The 17,127-nt window shown below is 36.9% G+C and carries 17 protein-coding genes and 1 riboswitch; of the genes, 3 read left to right on the forward strand and 14 right to left on the reverse strand.

What is annotated here, in order from left to right:
• Positions 1 to 21 precede the first annotated feature (21 nt).
• The 6 genes from HNQ80_RS10185 to HNQ80_RS26450 form a co-directional block, all read right to left on the reverse strand.
• Positions 22 to 1,368, reverse strand: coding sequence for an urease accessory protein UreH domain-containing protein (locus HNQ80_RS10185; RefSeq protein WP_184310544.1), 1,347 nt, complete (start codon positions 1,366 to 1,368; stop codon positions 22 to 24).
• Complete coding sequence (locus HNQ80_RS10190; RefSeq protein ID WP_184310545.1) at positions 1,325 to 1,492, reverse strand: hypothetical protein; 168 nt, start codon at positions 1,490 to 1,492, stop codon at positions 1,325 to 1,327. Before HNQ80_RS10190 ends, HNQ80_RS10185 begins: the two co-directional genes overlap by 44 nt.
• Before the next feature lie 19 nt (positions 1,493 to 1,511).
• Positions 1,512 to 1,955: an FMN-binding protein gene (locus HNQ80_RS10195; protein WP_184310546.1), complete on the reverse strand. Its 444-nt coding sequence runs from the start codon at positions 1,953 to 1,955 to the stop codon at positions 1,512 to 1,514.
• Between the two features lie 29 nt (positions 1,956 to 1,984).
• Positions 1,985 to 2,737: a twin-arginine translocase subunit TatC gene (gene tatC / locus HNQ80_RS10200; RefSeq protein WP_184310547.1), complete on the reverse strand. Its 753-nt coding sequence runs from the start codon at positions 2,735 to 2,737 to the stop codon at positions 1,985 to 1,987.
• Positions 2,721 to 2,909, reverse strand: a complete 189-nt coding sequence (locus tag HNQ80_RS10205) for a twin-arginine translocase TatA/TatE family subunit (protein WP_184310548.1) — start codon at positions 2,907 to 2,909, stop codon at positions 2,721 to 2,723. Before HNQ80_RS10205 ends, tatC begins: the two co-directional genes overlap by 17 nt.
• 141 nt (positions 2,910 to 3,050) lie before the next feature.
• Positions 3,051 to 3,716, reverse strand: a complete 666-nt coding sequence (locus HNQ80_RS26450) for a C-GCAxxG-C-C family (seleno)protein (RefSeq protein ID WP_184310549.1) — start codon at positions 3,714 to 3,716, stop codon at positions 3,051 to 3,053.
• A gap of 234 nt (positions 3,717 to 3,950) precedes the next feature.
• Here HNQ80_RS26450 and HNQ80_RS10215 point away from each other — a divergent pair, with 234 nt between their 5' ends.
• Positions 3,951 to 4,853: a LysR family transcriptional regulator gene (locus HNQ80_RS10215; RefSeq protein ID WP_184310550.1), complete on the forward strand. Its 903-nt coding sequence runs from the start codon at positions 3,951 to 3,953 to the stop codon at positions 4,851 to 4,853.
• A 658-nt stretch (positions 4,854 to 5,511) separates the two neighbouring features.
• Here the strand turns inward: HNQ80_RS10215 and HNQ80_RS10220 are convergent.
• The 6 genes from HNQ80_RS10220 to HNQ80_RS10245 form a co-directional block, all read right to left on the reverse strand.
• Positions 5,512 to 5,877, reverse strand: a complete 366-nt coding sequence (locus tag HNQ80_RS10220) for a hypothetical protein (RefSeq protein ID WP_184310551.1) — start codon at positions 5,875 to 5,877, stop codon at positions 5,512 to 5,514.
• A gap of 40 nt (positions 5,878 to 5,917) precedes the next feature.
• Positions 5,918 to 6,487, reverse strand: coding sequence for a flavodoxin family protein (locus HNQ80_RS10225; RefSeq protein WP_184310552.1), 570 nt, complete (start codon positions 6,485 to 6,487; stop codon positions 5,918 to 5,920).
• Positions 6,488 to 7,004: 517 nt separating this feature from the next.
• Positions 7,005 to 7,154 (reverse strand): hypothetical protein, encoded by a 150-nt coding sequence (locus tag HNQ80_RS10230; RefSeq protein WP_184310553.1) that lies wholly within the window; start codon positions 7,152 to 7,154, stop codon positions 7,005 to 7,007.
• 80 nt (positions 7,155 to 7,234) lie between these two features.
• Positions 7,235 to 9,232, reverse strand: a complete 1,998-nt coding sequence (locus tag HNQ80_RS10235) for a methyl-accepting chemotaxis protein (protein WP_184310554.1) — start codon at positions 9,230 to 9,232, stop codon at positions 7,235 to 7,237.
• A 157-nt stretch (positions 9,233 to 9,389) separates the two neighbouring features.
• Positions 9,390 to 10,322, reverse strand: a complete 933-nt coding sequence (locus HNQ80_RS10240) for an EamA family transporter (RefSeq protein ID WP_184310555.1) — start codon at positions 10,320 to 10,322, stop codon at positions 9,390 to 9,392.
• A 29-nt stretch (positions 10,323 to 10,351) separates the two neighbouring features.
• Complete coding sequence (locus HNQ80_RS10245) at positions 10,352 to 10,804, reverse strand: Lrp/AsnC family transcriptional regulator (protein ID WP_184310556.1); 453 nt, start codon at positions 10,802 to 10,804, stop codon at positions 10,352 to 10,354.
• A 290-nt stretch (positions 10,805 to 11,094) separates the two neighbouring features.
• Between HNQ80_RS10245 and HNQ80_RS10250 the strand changes: the two genes are divergently transcribed.
• The gene (locus HNQ80_RS10250) at positions 11,095 to 11,475 is read left to right on the forward strand and encodes a hypothetical protein (protein ID WP_184310557.1); all 381 of its coding nucleotides are present in this window, start codon (positions 11,095 to 11,097) and stop codon (positions 11,473 to 11,475) included.
• Positions 11,476 to 11,543: 68 nt separating this feature from the next.
• Here the strand turns inward: HNQ80_RS10250 and HNQ80_RS10255 are convergent, their stop codons facing one another.
• Positions 11,544 to 13,088: a hypothetical protein gene (locus tag HNQ80_RS10255; protein ID WP_184310558.1), complete on the reverse strand. Its 1,545-nt coding sequence runs from the start codon at positions 13,086 to 13,088 to the stop codon at positions 11,544 to 11,546.
• An 86-nt stretch (positions 13,089 to 13,174) separates the two neighbouring features.
• A riboswitch (cyclic di-GMP riboswitch) is annotated at positions 13,175 to 13,258 on the reverse strand.
• 101 nt (positions 13,259 to 13,359) lie between these two features.
• A complete protein-coding gene (locus HNQ80_RS10260; RefSeq protein WP_184310559.1) occupies positions 13,360 to 13,896 on the reverse strand; it encodes a GNAT family N-acetyltransferase in 537 nt (178 codons plus the stop codon).
• 350 nt (positions 13,897 to 14,246) lie between these two features.
• Between HNQ80_RS10260 and HNQ80_RS10265 the strand changes: the two genes are divergently transcribed.
• Positions 14,247 to 17,114 (forward strand): penicillin-binding protein 1A, encoded by a 2,868-nt coding sequence (locus HNQ80_RS10265; protein WP_184310560.1) that lies wholly within the window; start codon positions 14,247 to 14,249, stop codon positions 17,112 to 17,114.
• The last annotated feature ends 13 nt before the right edge of the window (positions 17,115 to 17,127 follow it).

A 17,127-nucleotide genomic window follows, 5' to 3' on the forward strand; every position in this document is an offset into this window, starting at 1 on the left:
CAAACAGGTTACACAAGTTGGTTAATCTGTACAACAGCTCACAGGTGTTGGAGGTGTCGCATCGATATGATCAGGAATATTACGAATATCGTCCACAACGATGAACTTACCATCTAACATGCCCATCCAACAGCTAAATCCCAATTCACCCTCGGCCGCTGGCGTAAACTGGATAATATTATAGCCTTCGTTAATCTTCTGTGAAATATTTAGTTCAGGAATAACAATTTCATTGTTACAGCTATTTACAGAGTCTCCTGTAATCACCCAGTTTACAGGCTTTCCCTTTTCCAGTATAAAGTAGTTAGGTTCATATCCATTGGAATTGGCCGATGTGTTTATTACCTGAAAGCCATTCATCATTTCAGGAAGCATAATCTGAGATGAAGCCTGCGTTGGATTTACGAGATTATCTACTGTACTTTTTCCCTGTAGTGCTAAGCCTCTATTCACAACAATAAGGCCTAAAATCACTACAAATACGGAACTTAGCTTTAATAATTTCTTATTTATCCCACTACTTATGTATCCACTGATCGTACCTAATCCCACCATCAAAGGCACTGTTCCCATGCTGAACACAAACATGGAAAAAGCTCCCTTTGCTATACTCCCAGTCCCAAGAGCATAGATCTGCATTGTTTGCAATGGCCCGCAAGGCATAAGGCCTGTAGCCAATCCAACAAATAATGGTGTATTTCTGTTACTTTTAAACTTTGGTACATTAAAAATTTGAGGTGTTTTAACATATCTTCTAAGAAATATAAAGGGCTGAAGCATACTTAAGCCCATAAGAATCATAAATACACCAGCAAAAATTGTGATATAACCCTTTAGCATGGGTGAAAAGCTAACGATTGAACCTATACCTCCTACGGCTGCTCCCACGGTTGTATAAGCAATTACTCTACCCAGATTGTATTGCAGCGTAGATTTCATTGGGTTTTCAAAAGCAATACTTTGAGAAATAACAATACCTCCACACATGGAAAGACAGTGAAGAGATGTAGCCATACCTAATACGAACAATATACCATAGCTAACCTGTTCTTGGAGCTTTGGAATCATATTGAAACCAATTGTATTCTTAATAATCAGGTATATACCGAGAAGAACAAATAATGCGACGATAACACCTTTATAATTTTTACGACTTGCAATGCCTTCCTCAACTGCTTCTGCAGTATAACCCAATTTATGAATAGCAGCTATTATTCCATCCTTATCATCTGTTAGACATACTAATTCTCCACTTGCAAAAGAAACCTCAAGTTTTTCAACAGACATTGACCCAAGAGCATTTTTAATTTTTTTACTACAATTTTCACAATACATTCCCGTTATTTTTAGCGCCAGCTTCCTTTTCATCTATTTTACTCCTCGAAATATTTAATACAATATTTATTTTTGATTGTTTAAACTTACTTACACCGGTGATAAATCCTAATATTTTAGAAAAAGCTGCTGGCAAATAGCCAACAGCCTTATTCAATGGAAGGTGCTCTTAAATATTATTTTGCAGCTTCTAGAGCATTTTTAACAGCCTCGATAATCCCATCGCTTGCTATTGTTGCACCTGATACTACCTCCACATCAGGTGTGTTCTTTTCAACAATAGCTGCTGGAATTTGTTCTAAAGCTGGTTCTGCAATTCCTTCAGTTTCTTCGTGCTCTATAATTTCAACCTTAGCGATTTTACCACCTGCGACTTCGACAGATACCTTGATTGTATGCATACCTTCGCCTTCACCTTCATAGATACCATCCTTGTAGCTTACTACTTCTGCAGGTGTTTCTTCTGCTTTAGCCTCTTCCTTTGGTGCTTCTGCTTTCGTTTCTTCCGCCTTAGCTGGCTCTTGAGCAGGTGCGTCTGTTTTAGTTGTTCCGCTGCCACACCCTACTAAAGCAGTTACAAGTAATAACAATACTAAAGTTAAAGATACTAATTTCTTCATTTTAATTATCTCCTTTTGATTAATATTATTTATTCTTCATTCATGATGATATTTTCTCTTTTCTTTTCTACCAAGCCAGATAAGAAGATCCCTATTTCAGCAAGTAAAATCATCGGTCCCGCTAGAATTATCTGAGAAATTACATCTGGCGGTGTTAATATTGCAGCAAATACAAAAATTATGAGTATAATAAATTTCCGATTTTCTTTTAAAAAGCTGACCTTAAGAATGCCAAATCTGCTTAAAAGTACCATCAGAATAGGCAACTCAAAAATAGTACCGAAGGTGAAGATCGTACTTAGGACAAAGCTTAAGTAGCTGTTGAAGCTAAGCATAGGCCTTATTGCATCCATTTGGAACCCCATAAAGAAAACAAGCATTGTAGGTACAACTACAAAATATGCAAAGGCTACACCTGTGATAAAAAATATACTTCCTAGAAGTAAAGAAAAGAAAATTAATCTTTTTTCCTTGTTCTTCAATTCAGGTATTATAAATAGCCAGACTTGAAATATTAAAAATGGGGCAGAAATAATCAGTCCACCTATTAGGGAAATCTTGATATAGGACATCAATAGCTCAGCAGGCGCTATGAATACGAATTCAACATTCCTAGCTAGATCAATAATATCCTTGACGATTATTTCAACAAAACTATAACAGAAGCCCACAGATAAAATGAACAGTAGTGCAGAATATATTATTCTCTTTCTTAATTCAGCCAAGTGCTCAACCAAGGTCAAGTTTTTCTCATCTTTTGGACCTCTAGTTATGCTTTTCATCATCAGAATCAACCTTTAAATCTTCCGTTACTTTGTTCGCTTGGGATTTAAATTCTTTTATGGCTTTTCCAATGGATTTTCCAATTTCAGGCAACTTAGAAGGGCCAAAAATTACAAGTGCTATAGCTAGTATAAGGATTAGTTCTGTTGCACCGATTCGTCCGAAACCCATAGTTTTCCCTCCCATCCTCTTTATTCCTTATATAAGTTATTTTTTATCCACACTAAAACCCAAATTTAAATTCCTTATAAAATAATTCAGGTGGAACCACCCTCCACCTGAACGGGGAATTTATTAAAAACTATTCTTATATTACGCCAATGCTTCGTTTAATAACTCAACCATTTTCCTTGTTACTTCACCAGCAACACCTGCACATCGGCTTTTTCTTTCAGGACTTCCGTATTCGAAGCCGCTTGTTTCCATGAATTTACCAACAGATTCTTCACATAGCACAGAGTCAGCTACTGTTTGAGGTAGATTAAGTCCTTCTGGTTGATAATTTGGGAATGTTTCTTTCTTATACCATTTTGAAAGATCAGCTAAAATTTTCTTTGATGTGTCCACATCACATACAGAACCAATACAAGTTGCCGCGACCCCTAAACTACCACAAAGTGTAGCTTGACCATATCCTCCTGCTGCACTTGTGAATGCTTCTATTGGCATTTGATTAAACGGATAACCTACTTGCTCTGCTAATTCGCCGAAGAACCCTTCAGCCACACCAGCACCTCAGCCACCTTTTTCTTTGTAGCCTTTGAAACCTCTTGCCAGTACCTTTTCTGGATCTAGCTTTTTGTATGGAAACGGCCATTGAGCTGCTTCTGGAGTTGCTACTGGAGCCTCAACTGTAGCTGCAGGTGCTGCACATCCTGTTAATACGGATCCTAAAGTTCCTGCGACTGCTACACCAGCAACCGTTTTCCCTACCCCTTTCAAAAAATCTTTTCTAGAAAGTTGTTTTAATTCTTGCATTTTTGTTCCCCCCTAATTCTTTTTGTTGCGCAATATGCTATTACGCTTACAGATGACCTTGTATTCATCTTTATAGCGTTAATTATATAACAAACAGTCCACCTTTCGTCATTAGTGTTTCTGATGTATAATAAGAATAAGTTATATCTAAGTTTGGATAAAAATAGTAACTGCTAATACAAATGCAATAGTTTATAATTGCTTTATTACATAAGAAGAAGGACGGTGGTTAATATGCACATAGCTTATCTTACTTCATTTATTGAAACGGTCAAACAAGACAGTATCTCTAAAGCCTCTAAGAATTTACATATGACGCAATCTGCCTTAAGTCAGCAGCTTCAAGCATTAGAGAAGTCTTTGAATACACAGCTTTTAATAAGGAGTAATAAAGGTGTGGAATTAACCGAGGAAGGCGAGATCATACTGAGCTATGCTGAGGCTCTTGTAAACATATATGAAAATATGTTAAAGGAACTTGAGAAGTGCAAGAAATCTGAAATTCATGAAATTAAAATATCCTCATGCAATAGTGTTGGGGAATATCTACTGCCCTGTTCCTTGCACCTATATAAGAAAAGTCAACCCGATACCAGATTTTCAATAAGAAATGAATATACTACACAAATTATTGAGCATGTTTTAGACTGCAGTGCCGATATAGGCTTCATAGATTCAAAGATAGATATATCTGGAATAGAATGTATGAATATAAGCGATATTCATTTAGTATTTGTGTTTTCCAGCAAACGTATGATACCTAAAGAGTCAGTGTCATTACAGGACATAGCAGCCTTCCCATTAATCATTGGGTCAAGCAGAAGCAGTATGAGACAATTCATAGACGAAATGTTTAAAAGCAATCATATTCCCATTGAAAAATTGAATATAGAGATGGAATTGGACTCTATTGAGTCTATAAAAGCGTCCGTAATAGCAAATCATGGTGTTTCAATTCTTCCTGCTACCTCTGTAAAAAAGGAGCTCTATACAAATGTATTAAAAACCCTGCCAATTCAAGAGGGCTCATTTGCCAGCGAGATTTGCGCTATATATCAAAAAAGCAGGGCCTCTCAACCTCATATTAAAGAATTCATTTCATTTATAAAGCATTATGGTAGAAATACCTTCTGTTAATCTATTTCCTAATTAATGATGCAGGATACAGAAATTAAGCACTCATTTACGCAAGTAACCCCTCCGCTTAATAAATTGGAGGGGTTTAAACTTCCATTCTACTCCATTACCATCAACACAATAGCCTTACAATGCCTTGTAAGGGAAAACATACTACATACATGTCTCACAGCTTGTCCATAATAGTAGACTAAAAATAAAAGTATTAAATATACTTTTTATCAACCATCAACCACATATTAATATTCTTAAATACTACTCTTAATAGAATTTATAGCACAAACTGCATTCATAAGTGGCGATAAACTCACACACGCATTTACCTGAGCAATGGCCAAGAAAGCTGGTTTGATTTTTTGGTCTACAAACATGAAACTGTAGATAATAAACAGGAATAAAAGAACTAATGTCATGAATGCTTTAAAATTACCTCTTCTTTTTTGGTACTTTCTCCGATAAACCAAAAAATCACCCCCCTTCTTATCATCATATGATTAATGGGAGTGATTTTTTGATATGTTCTGAAAGACTTCTTACGAAAGATAGATTATACAATTTTCACTAATAATACAACTATTAAAAATTCGAAGCGTCATTCGCAGGTTGAAGTAGTCCTATTTAACTTTTTTAGCGTTCCATTCACAATTATATCTGAATGCTATTTTGGCATAACCTTGATATATGCGATGATATTCATTAAGACTAAGCAAAGATATATTATATTCATTGGATCTAATATGCCACCAGTCATTCTTCCAGCACTTGGCTTTGTTTTCGTTACTATTTGTGCTGCTTTACTACTTAAATAACCTATTTGAGCACCGTTATCTTTATTCGTTCCAATTGCCGCACCGATATCGATGGTATCGACATTAAATATATTCAGTATTAATAAAGCGCCGTAAATGAATATCCAAAAGAAAAAGAAAATTTCTAAATCCTGAGGCCTGAGTTTCATATAAAAAAATAATTCTATCCCACCTAAAAATAAGAAAGTGGTAATTCTTTTCATTATATTTTTCATAGTGCCCTCCCTTTTTCCGAATCTAGAAGATACATTATTATTAATAAAGCATCTCGTAATCTCTAGTTCTCTCAATCATTCTCTCTCTAATACTATCATTATCGGCAACCGGTACATACTTCGTATTATAGTACTCAATCACATCAATGATCTTCACGTCCAATTCAGAAATGGACTTGACCATACCTTCTACGGTATACCCCATGGATTCTTGGGTTGGGCCTTTACAAACCCCAACAATAATTGCCTTTTTGCCTGGTGAGAGTCGACTTTTCCAACCATCGCTATAGTCATTTAAACAGAATGTTCTATCCAGCAATGCTTTCATTTGTGCGGTCATATTATAGTTGTAGGATGGGGAGGCCAATATATATCCATCTGCTTTTTTCATATGCTCTATGATTTCAGATAATTTATCCTGAATATTGCAAATTCCTGCACTTATGCAATATTCGCATCCATTACATGTTGAAATGTTCCTGTTATCTAAATAAAACTTTTCGACCACAATATCTTTCTCTCTCAATCCGCTGATTATGTAATCCGTTAATAAGTCCGTATTTTTACCCTTCCTAGGGCTGCCGATCACAGCAATCCAATTTTTACTCATTCAACTTCCCCTTTAGTCAAAATTTCTCTTGCATATAATGATTATACCATAAAGTGGAAAATCGCTTCATAATTATCTTTTAAAAGAAAGATATATGAGGATCCAAAGTAGCCCAAATGCTATGGTCAACAACCAGATAGATCTGATATTTGGATAAAGATAAACAAATAAAAATCCGGACAATACAGTTGCAAACATACCCCAATACTTATTCTTAAATATGATAAACAGAATGGAACCAATCATTAACGGAATTAGGAAATAAAGAAGATAGGTAAATAGTACAATCATAACAACCACTCCTATTCTACTCTGGTTGCACCAATTTCTAAAGCTATTATGTGGATATTAGGTCAATTATATTAGACTTTCATAAAGAGAAGAATACCTTATAACAAACGAGTGATCACCTTAAATACCAAATCATTATTTCCATAGAATTCCATAAAATTTTTCATATTCCATATTTTAGATTAGGCTATATATACAAAAAGCATTCAAAACTGAGCATAATATCTCACCTTTGAATGCTTTTCTCAGCAATTTCTTTCATACAATGCACCAAAGAATTATCCTGTAAATGAAATTGAATGCACACACAACATTGTCCATGAATTTCACAGTTTGGATCTGGGCAAGGACAAAAGTTTTGATCACATATTGTCATTGACTTTCCTCCCGGACATAAGCTATTTATAAACTTATACCCAAGCTCAGTAGTATTAAACACAAAAAATCGTTTTTGACTTATAACTTAAAAGACTTGACGGTATCCTTTAAGCCTTGAGCCAGTTCTCCCAGACTATAGCTGGATGAAGCGATTTCTTCCATGGAAGCTGACTGTTCCTCTGTTGCCGCAGAAACACTTTGAATTTGTCCAGAGACATTGGTGCTAATTTTCTCAATCCGGCCTGCAGCTGTTACAACATGATTTGAATTTAATGATATTTGCTCCACTGCAACAGCAGTGCTTTCAATCTGTTGATTAATCTTTTCAATCAATAAGGAAATATCTGAAAAAGTTTCTTCAGCTGTTTTTACGATTTCAATGCCTTTTTTTACATCTCCAGAACTTGTATCCATGGCTGAATTAGCCGCTCTGATACTTATCCGGTTCTCATGGATTAACTCGCTAATTTCCTGGGCAGCCTTCTGGGATTCCTCTGCAAGTTTTCTTACTTCTCCTGCAACGACTGCAAAGCCCTTTCCCTGCTCTCCTGCTCTAGCTGCTTCGATAGATGCATTAAGAGCCAATAGACTCGTTTGATCAGCAATTGCTTTTATTACATCTGTAATTTCATTCATTTTATCAGAGCTTCCTGTAATTCCTAATAATGATTTCCCAACATCTTCTGCACTTCTGTAAATCCGATTCATCTGGGCAATGACCTTCTGCATTTCTTCTTTGCCAACATTGGATTGTTTGGCAACTTGGTTACCCAGCACATTAATTCCATTGGTATTTTGTGATACTTCTTCAATCTGTACAGAGATGTTCTCCATGGCAGAAGCCGTACTCATGATTTCCTTCAGCTGCAATTCTGCATTTTGAGCTACTTCCTCTGCTAATGAAGCCATCTGCTCAGATGCTTGGGCAGACTGTTCTGAGGTAGCTATTAACTGTTCTGAAGCAGCAGCAACATGTCCAGCAGAATCAAGGATTTGCCCTGAAATTCTTCTCAAACTTTCAACAATTGATTGAAATGCCGACGCAAGACGGCCCGTTTCATCTCTCATAGCGATATGCCTTTGATCTATATCATTCCTTAGATCGAGATGTGCAACATTTTCTGCATACCTCGTTAAAGCAATGATAGGTTTTGTGATGGAGTGCCCTAAGAAGAATGTCAAGATTAGAGCAATTGCCTGGGAAATGATTAATGCAAATATAAATCCTAGAATCAATCCATTCATAGATTTCTCGACCTCTGCAACTGGTATGGCGAAACCAACGGTCCATTCTGCTGATGGAATCACAGTACTCGAAAAATATCTGTCATGACCATCATAATCTGTAGTAGGTACTGCTATCTTGCCTGAATCACTTAAAATATTTACAAATTTACCATCCATGACTTTTGAAATGTTCACGAGACCTTCCGATGTTGGTGCAAAATCTTTATGCGGGTGAATCATAATATTTTTATCTTGATCTAATAGAAAGCCGTAACTATCTTCAAAAGGCTTTGCTCCCTGAATCAATTCAACTATTTTCTGTACTTCGATATCAGAACCCAATACGCCTATAACATGATCATTCTGCATGATTGGCTTTGCAATAGTAATAACCATTTGTCCCGTAGTAGCGTCTATATAGGGAGCTGTGTATACTAGTTGTTTGTGGTTTACTGCCGCCTTGTACCAGTCTCTTTCTGTACATTTATAATCTTCAGATGGGATCCAACCATCTCCAGAAACAAATTGATTATCAGCAAAACCTAAATAAACTGCAATGCTATACTCGTTAGCCTCTGTTCGATTGGTCAGATAATCCAATAGAGAACTTGAATCGTACTGTCCATGGAAAACGATACTGTCTCCAATCTCTTCAACGATTTTTCCTTGGGCAAGGAGCCAGCTATTTATGGACTCTCCATATTTATCAGAGGCCATTTGAAGCTTTTCCAAAGATTCCTTTGTTATATTTTTTGATGCCAAATAATAACCAACGATTCCAGAAATAGTAAGACCTAAGATACTAATACAACATACAAGCACAATGATTCTTATTTTAATGCTTTTCATTGTTATCCCCCTATTATGAAATTTTATCAATATTTACATTTTAACATATCTATGTAAAATTTTGTTTTTTTGTAGTCTTTTTTGCATCATTCTATCTATTTTAAGTGCTCAAAATAAAATAGCACCGCTGATTTCTCAGAGTGCTAAAGTTAAAATTCTATGATTGCTCCGCTGTTTCCTTATTTTGTCTTTGTGAAGCAGAAGTTTTTGAAGTCTGCACCAGGAATACCCCGAACAAAATGATGAGAGTGGATACAACCACCTGTATAGTGAAAGGTTCATCCAATACCAAGCTTCCTAGTAGCACAGCCACCGGTGGATTTACATAGGCATAGGTTCCTGCTTTTGCTGCAGGCCATTTCTGAAGAATATAGATATAACAGCTATAGGCGAGGATTGAACCGAAGAATATGAGGTATAGAATTGCGCCGATACCCTTTTGCGTTACGTGAAGTTTGGAAGATTCCCCAAGAAGAACCCCTACACAACTTAGAACAATGCCCCCGGTCAACATCTCAATACCTATATGAGTGATAATGGAGCCCGATGCTTTGAATGTCTTAGCATACACAGACCCTACGGACCATAGAAAAGTTCCCATTAGCAAAATTGCTGCCCCTTTTAAGTCTATAGCACCTGATCCAGAATGGGTAAACACCAACAGCATAACACCTGCAAACCCTAGTAGTAGACCCATCCATCCCTTTTTCCCAATATTCTTCCCCTCTGGAAGAAATAACTCCAAAGTGGCCATAAATAAGGGAACTGTAGCAACCAAAAGAGATGCAACCCCTGAATGAACCCACTGCTCTGCCCAAACAACAAATCCGTTTCCTCCAGCCAATAGAAACAATCCTACAATCGCTACCCTTCTCACTTCAATAATTGTTTGGGGAAATACCAATCCCTTGTATCTTGCAAACCAAAGCATTAGAATTCCTGCAACCACAAATCGGATACCTGCAAACAAAGCTGGTGGAAATTCACTGACACCAATGCGTATGGCAAGATATGTAGACCCCCAAACAATACATACACACAAATAGGCTAAAAGTACTTTTCTTTCATCTGAATTCTTTCCTAACCCCATAGGAATCGCCTCCTCTATTCCCTTATAATTTAAAAATCCTTCAAACCATTTTCAATGATCGTCGATAAAATAAACGTTGTCGATGTCTCCTTCACGCCTGGAATTCCATACATTTTATCAATTAAATTCTTAATATCATCTGGACTTGTTGCCCTTGCCTTTAAGACAAGACACCACTCTCCTGCTAGTCGATGAGCTTCCTCTATTGTTACATTTGGAACATCTAATGATATAATCTGATTCAAAGTATCATTCATATTTAATGGATTAAATTTTATGAATACATGTACTTTGATGCTTTGCCCCAGCTTGCCCCAATGAATAATGCCTCTGTAACCGCGAATAATCCCTAATTCCTCAAGTTTTCCGATTCTCTTGTGTACAGCAGGCCTTGAAATATGAAGATGTTTGCTAATTTCTTCATGGGTAATTCTTCCATCTTCTTCTAATAGCTTTAATATCCTGATATCCACATCATCCATCAAAAACCCCTCCTTCAATTACTAATTATAACTTATTTCTGCCCTATATGAACTATTTTATCTATCTATCTCCATATTTTCTACTCAACGTAACTTTTTTCGTTTTCTATTTTTCTAAATTCCTTTATTTACTTTAGTTCCCTGTCTCGTGCATTACATATCGTCAACAAGCGCGCTTCCCATGACCTTTGATATAAGTGATAGGGCTATCGTCAAGAATAGTCCACCTTTCCAGAGTATATACCTTATGATATGCTATATTTAACTATGAAAAAACAGGAGGAACCGTAATGGATACACACTTATTAGAAGAAAAATTCAATCTATTTTCAGAAGGAAATATGTTATCTTTTGAGAATGAGCCTGAAGTTTACTACTTTGCGCTAGGACGCGTATTAAAATGGGTCTTTGCTGAAATAGGTGGTATTGATCGACATAGAAACGAGTTTAATTATCTTACAAATCCTTACATGCCTGCTGATATTCGTACACTATCCATACGCATTGTTACGTTCTTGAAAAAGTCAAAACTCCATTCTAAAATTCAGAACAGAGAACTCATATCTATGATACATTTGATACTGTCAAGAGAAAAAATACTTGATCAAGTCAACGCAAGTCTTCGCCTTTGCGAAAACGCCTTCTATGCTGGTCTTTATTGGAAAGACTGACTCCTCTACAGGTCAATAAACAAAAAGGAAGGTATATGCTTTATGCATCACATACCTTCCTTTAATAACTATTTATATACGCTAAACTCAATATCATCAATCCATATACTTTCCTTAACATCAGAAAATATAAGCCTTACTTCCTGAACTTTCTCCATTGGCTCAGGTAGTTGTATCATTTCCCAGACATTTATTTCTTTGGGCTTGAAATTTATTTTTCTATGAAATTTTTGACTCCCTTCAAATATTCCCTCTACTTGTATATTCGTATTTTCCCATGAGCTAGACATGATCCAGAACGATAAGGATACATGGGGGTCTGGCCGCAGCTCTTGCATATGAATGGTTGCCTTATTCGCATTCTTATCGATCTTCCACGAATAGGTTCCGCTGCGCAATACATCCTCATCAACCGTTATATTCTTCTCAGGATTATCCCAGGAACCTAAATGTTCGAGCTTCTCTGTGTAATCAGTAGCCAATTCTTGATCTTCTGTCATTGCTACTTGCTTCTCTACATAGATATCTTTCCCATATGGTTTACTCCACTTATCAAACTGATCTTTCACCTTCAGAATAACATGATAGACTCCGTCTTCTTTCAAATCAATATAAAGATCTTTTGTTCCCTTTTTTTCGATGATTTGATTATCTTTATAGACCTCCCATAGAGATTCCTTGATGGTATTTTTATCTCCATGCAAAACACTTTTATTAATTAACTCGAAGCCTTTCTTCGTCTGTATTTTCTCAAAGTAAGCCACGGGCTCCTGAGATGCTGCCTTACTTGCAGTAGTATACCTTAAAACCTTTAAACTCCCATAGGCAACAATACTGATTGCCGCTATTGCGATGATCATCCCCCTTAGTTTTCCACCAATGACATGATCCTGCATCCCCCTTCTCGATTTACGCGACACGTCATTGTCCAGCCTCGAAGAATCATCATTTTCTCTATATTCTCCGTGAAAGTAAATACTCTTAAACCCATGGAAAACAGACAACAGATTTTTATAAGTATGCCTTCCTTCTTCTAACTCACTTACAAACTGATATATTTGTTGGTACTGTCCTCTATGGAAATCCATATTCTCAGCACCTATCTCAAGTATTTTTTTTAGAGTCTTTCCCACCTTCTGAATAGCATCGCTATTCGCAATTTTTTCTAGTTCACCTTCATGAAAGAGTATCAGTTCATAAAGATTTAGTTCTCCCTTATCAATAATGATTTGAGTTTCGTCAATTAAAATCTCTTTCAATTCTTTAGGAAAAGAGTCATACTTAGTAATTTTCTTTAGATATTGAAACATAACATGGATACGACTCCCAAGACTCAAAGGTTCTTGTTCTAGATAGGTAAGTAACGGAACACCCTCCATATATCGTGTAACTAGAACGATTCCCTGATCAACTTCTTCATAATGCAGCAGGTTTCCAATGGATTTCTTCATTGCTCCCTTTGCTTTCTCCATGTCCTCATTAACAGACTTTAGAACATTAATTAATACGATTTCCTTAGTATTTTCCTTAGGTGCGCCTATATAAACATCCTGAAGCGTATTAGACTTAAATGGATGAAGAATGTCAAATTTTTCAATGTATGAATGTCTCACAACCGCGACCCACCTTATGCAATATTTAGCGAAAGTATATACAGAAAAAGCAGCGAAACGCTGCAGTTATTCTACCATAGTTACCTGTCAGCAGCCTGGCAATCCTAGATTTCATCCTTAGACCCATGGCTTTGCGTCCTCACCTTTCAGCAAGTTTGCCTTTTTGGTATTTCAATTTTATTATATTGTACCATATTTTTCTTATACTACAACTAGTTTATCCAAATGTGCATTGAATACGAAGAAAAATCCGTCCCTACTCCTAGTTTTCTTAAAATTTACCACAAGAATTTTTTTCCATCACATAAACCGTAGTCTCTTTTTCTTTGATTTTATAGTTTTCCTTAGTATAAATCTTTTCAAACCCTAGTTCTCGCCAAAATCGGTAGGCCCTTTTATTCTCTTGTAGAACACCAAGCCTTATCTTGCTTATTCCTTGATTACACACCCAACGCTCATAGCCTAGATAAAAATTTCTTCCCATTCCGTTTTCTCGATAAGCTGGATTTAACATCATTTGCCCAATAAACCAACAATCTTTGTCTGGGTAACCTCTTAAAGCTTCTATAATTCCAATAATTTCGCCTTCCCTCTTAAACAAACCAATGATCATCTTATCTTCATTTGTTTTACCTTGGGGTAAATCGTCAAACAATTCTTCTGCAGCATTCATAGGTACATCTATTTCTCCGTGGAGTTGATAGTAGTCTATACAGCTTACACAGAGCCTTTGCAGCTCTTCTATGTTTTCTCTTGTTAACATAGCTGCCCAAGCATCCTGCACACAAAATAACTTTAGATCATCCATAAACAGTCCCCCTATCATTAAATGTATATTCTTAGATATAAATACTTTTTGTTTGTATTTATACAAACATTATATCATTTTGTTTGTATTTATAGAACCTTTCTTTTATCTCATTTTTAACATTAAGCTATTCAGTCATAGATTTACGAACACCGCCGCCGCGAAAGCGCCTTTTGCACCCACAGCACAGTCCACAATATTGACAGAGTTTCTCATCCTCATTTGTTGTCCTCTTACTGTAACCGAATTGAAATTTGAATCTTATTAACATCCCTAGTTGAATATGATATAATGATGTCAAGTTGTGTGCTTGTACTTTGCTTTTCCTTATTGTACTAGGAGGGATTAACTTGTCAGAAAATAATGAACGTAAAACAAAAGATACAAAAAAGAAAAAAAAGAAAAAAAAATATAGTATATTGAGAGTCATCCTTGTGTTTATCATATTGGCTGGTTTCATTGGATCGGGAGTGATGGGCGGATTGGTATTTGCCCTTGTCAAGTCAGCAAAACCCATTGATGTGACAAAACTGGATTCCGTTTTATCTGAAAACTCTTTTATTTTTGATGAAGAAGGTAATTTGATTGAAAAGGTAGAAAGCAATGAACTTAGAATGCCTGTGGAATACGATCAAATTCCTACCCACTTAAAGAACGCCATTATCGCCATCGAGGATAGAAATTTTGAGAAACACAATGGGGTGAGCATCAAAGGTATTTTCCGTGCTGCGTTAGAAAATCTAAAAGCAGGTGCTAAGGTGCAAGGCGCCAGCACTATTACACAACAATTGGCTAAAAACTTGTATCTTTCAAATGAAAAGGAATACAGTAGAAAAATAGTGGAAGCCTATTATGCAATGCAAATTGAGAGTCAGCTGAGCAAGAATCAAATTCTAACAGCATACCTGAATTCTTCTTATTTTGGAGCAGGTGCTAGAGGCGTCCAAGCTGCCGCTCATGCATATTTTTCAAAGGATGTTAGTGAATTAGACTTAGCCGAATCCGCGCTGATTGCCGGAATCACTAAAAATCCTTCTAAATTCTCACCATTGAAGACACTACGAAAAGAGGATGTAGACCCAAGCAAGCATTTTATCATCGACGATTCTGATGCCATTTATACCATCGTATATGATGATAGATTTAAAGAGCGTCAGAGCCTAGTTTTAAAACTTATGAAAGATGAAAATATGATTGCTGAGGAGGAATATCAGGCCGCCTTAGCTGAGGATATACAAAGCCGCTTAAAACCTGGCGGACGTCAAGTTTCCTCAGGTATTACTTCCTATTTCGTTGATCAGGTAAAACACGATGTAATACAAGCTTTAATGAAGGAATTAGATAAAACAGAAGAAGAAGCAAAAGATATGCTATACAACCAAGGACTCCGTATCTATAGCACCATGGACTTGAAGATGCAAAAGGAATTGGAAAAGGCTTACGAGGATAACAAGAACTTTCCAGAACTTGTAGCAAAGAAGGATAAGGCTGGCAATATTCTAAGCAAAACTGGATCTATTCTACTATATAAATATGACAACTTAATCAACGGAAGCGGTCAGTTGGTGATTTCAAAAGATAGCTATCAATATGATCCTGCTGGCAACCTGATTCTTTTAAAAGGTCATCAGTTAAGTTTCGACCCATTATACGACAATGGCGATGTGAAAGGGATTCAAGTAAATGTAAGGGATGTATATAACCTTAGCTCAAGTAAAGAGTACCTTATGTATAAAGGGGGCCCAATTAATATCCCCCACCAGTATAAATCCTATGATGATAAAAAGAATCTAATTGTTGACAAAGAATTTCTGGATAGCAATCCTGGCTTCTTTGAAAAGACTGCCAATGGCACTTTGCTAGTAGGTAAAGATCACTACTATATAAGCGACCAAGGCATCGCACAACCTCAATCTGCCATGGTAATCATGGACTATCGTTCCGGTGAAATTAAAGCATTGGTAGGAGGCCGCGATATCAAGGGTAGAAGGTTGTACAATCGTGCCATTAATCCTAGACAACCAGGTTCTGCCATTAAGCCTTTGTCTGTCTATACACCAGCCATCGATAATGGCTGGACTGCCGCCGATGTGGTGGACGATGCTCCTAATTATGATCATAACGGCAATCTTTGGCCTAAGAACTCCTATAAAGGATTTCATGGTCTTTCAACTTTACGGGAAGGTCTCCAATGGTCTATCAATGTCCTAGCCGTAAAAATTACAGAACAAATTGGTGTGAATACCTCTATAGATTACCTGAAGAAGTTTGGCATAACTACCCTGGATGAGAAAGGTGGCACCAGTGACTTAAATCTGGCTGCCATGTCCCTTGGAGGTATGACCAATGGTATTTCTCCTTTAGAAATCACTGCAGCCTATGGCGCCCTTGCTAATGGCGGCGTTTACATTAGTCCAAAATCCTTTGTAAAAATCACAGATCGTGATGGTAATGTAATTTTAGAGCACACAAGTTTTAAAAATCTTGTCGTAAAGCCTGAAGTTGCTTTCATTGTCACAGATATGCTTAAAAGTGTTGTAAGTGGTGGTACAGGTCATCGAGCTAAATTAGACAATGGTAATGAAAATATGCCTGTAGCTGGTAAGACCGGTACAACCTCTGATAATTATGATGCCTGGTTTGTTGGATATACGCCTTATTATGTAGGTGGTGTGTGGATTGGAAATGACGTACAGATGCAGTTGGCTAGCGGAAGTACTGTTAGTGCCCAGCTTTGGAAGACAGTAATGTCCAAGGTTCATGCAGGCCTTCCCACAAGAAATTTCGAAAAGCCTGAAAATGTTGTTTCTGCCATGGTGGATACCAAGTCAGGCAAGCTTCCTACAGAATTGAGCTATCGTGATCCTAGAAATACGGTTCGTTCAGAATACTTTGTTAAAGGTACTGTACCTTCAGAATACGATGATGTCCATGTGGAGCTGGAAGTAGATACCAGTACCAATAAGCTAGCTACACCTTACTGCCCACCTACATTGATTGAAAAGCGTGTCTTTGTAAAGAGAAAAGTCCCGATCACTGGAGGTATTCTGCCAGATGACTACGGATATGAAGCACCTGGAGAATGCGATGTTCATTTCCCTGGAAGCGAGGGTATCATAACCGATCCGCTAAATCCGCTTCCACCTTCAACTGGTGGGGCTAACCCAGATATGTCGGAAGATCCCCAAGAGGATATCATCGATAGTAATACTAACTAATAATTTTAAAAGC

Source organism: Anaerosolibacter carboniphilus (assembly GCF_014205875.1).
GTDB lineage: Bacteria > Bacillota > Clostridia > Peptostreptococcales > Thermotaleaceae > Anaerosolibacter > Anaerosolibacter carboniphilus.

Coding starts and splice junctions, on each gene's coding strand:
- HNQ80_RS10185 (WP_184310544.1), bottom strand. CDS start 1,368: ATGAAAAGGAAGCTGGCGCTAAAAATAACGGGAATGTATTGTGAAAAT.
- HNQ80_RS10195 (WP_184310546.1), bottom strand. CDS start 1,955: ATGAAGAAATTAGTATCTTTAACTTTAGTATTGTTATTACTTGTAACT.
- tatC (WP_184310547.1), bottom strand. CDS start 2,737: ATGAAAAGCATAACTAGAGGTCCAAAAGATGAGAAAAACTTGACCTTG.
- HNQ80_RS10205 (WP_184310548.1), bottom strand. CDS start 2,909: ATGGGTTTCGGACGAATCGGTGCAACAGAACTAATCCTTATACTAGCT.
- HNQ80_RS10215 (WP_184310550.1), top strand. CDS start 3,951: ATGCACATAGCTTATCTTACTTCATTTATTGAAACGGTCAAACAAGAC.
- HNQ80_RS10220 (WP_184310551.1), bottom strand. CDS start 5,877: ATGAAAAATATAATGAAAAGAATTACCACTTTCTTATTTTTAGGTGGG.
- HNQ80_RS10225 (WP_184310552.1), bottom strand. CDS start 6,487: ATGAGTAAAAATTGGATTGCTGTGATCGGCAGCCCTAGGAAGGGTAAA.
- HNQ80_RS10230 (WP_184310553.1), bottom strand. CDS start 7,154: ATGACAATATGTGATCAAAACTTTTGTCCTTGCCCAGATCCAAACTGT.
- HNQ80_RS10235 (WP_184310554.1), bottom strand. CDS start 9,232: ATGAAAAGCATTAAAATAAGAATCATTGTGCTTGTATGTTGTATTAGT.
- HNQ80_RS10240 (WP_184310555.1), bottom strand. CDS start 10,322: ATGGGGTTAGGAAAGAATTCAGATGAAAGAAAAGTACTTTTAGCCTAT.
- HNQ80_RS10245 (WP_184310556.1), bottom strand. CDS start 10,804: ATGGATGATGTGGATATCAGGATATTAAAGCTATTAGAAGAAGATGGA.
- HNQ80_RS10250 (WP_184310557.1), top strand. CDS start 11,095: ATGGATACACACTTATTAGAAGAAAAATTCAATCTATTTTCAGAAGGA.
- HNQ80_RS10260 (WP_184310559.1), bottom strand. CDS start 13,896: ATGGATGATCTAAAGTTATTTTGTGTGCAGGATGCTTGGGCAGCTATG.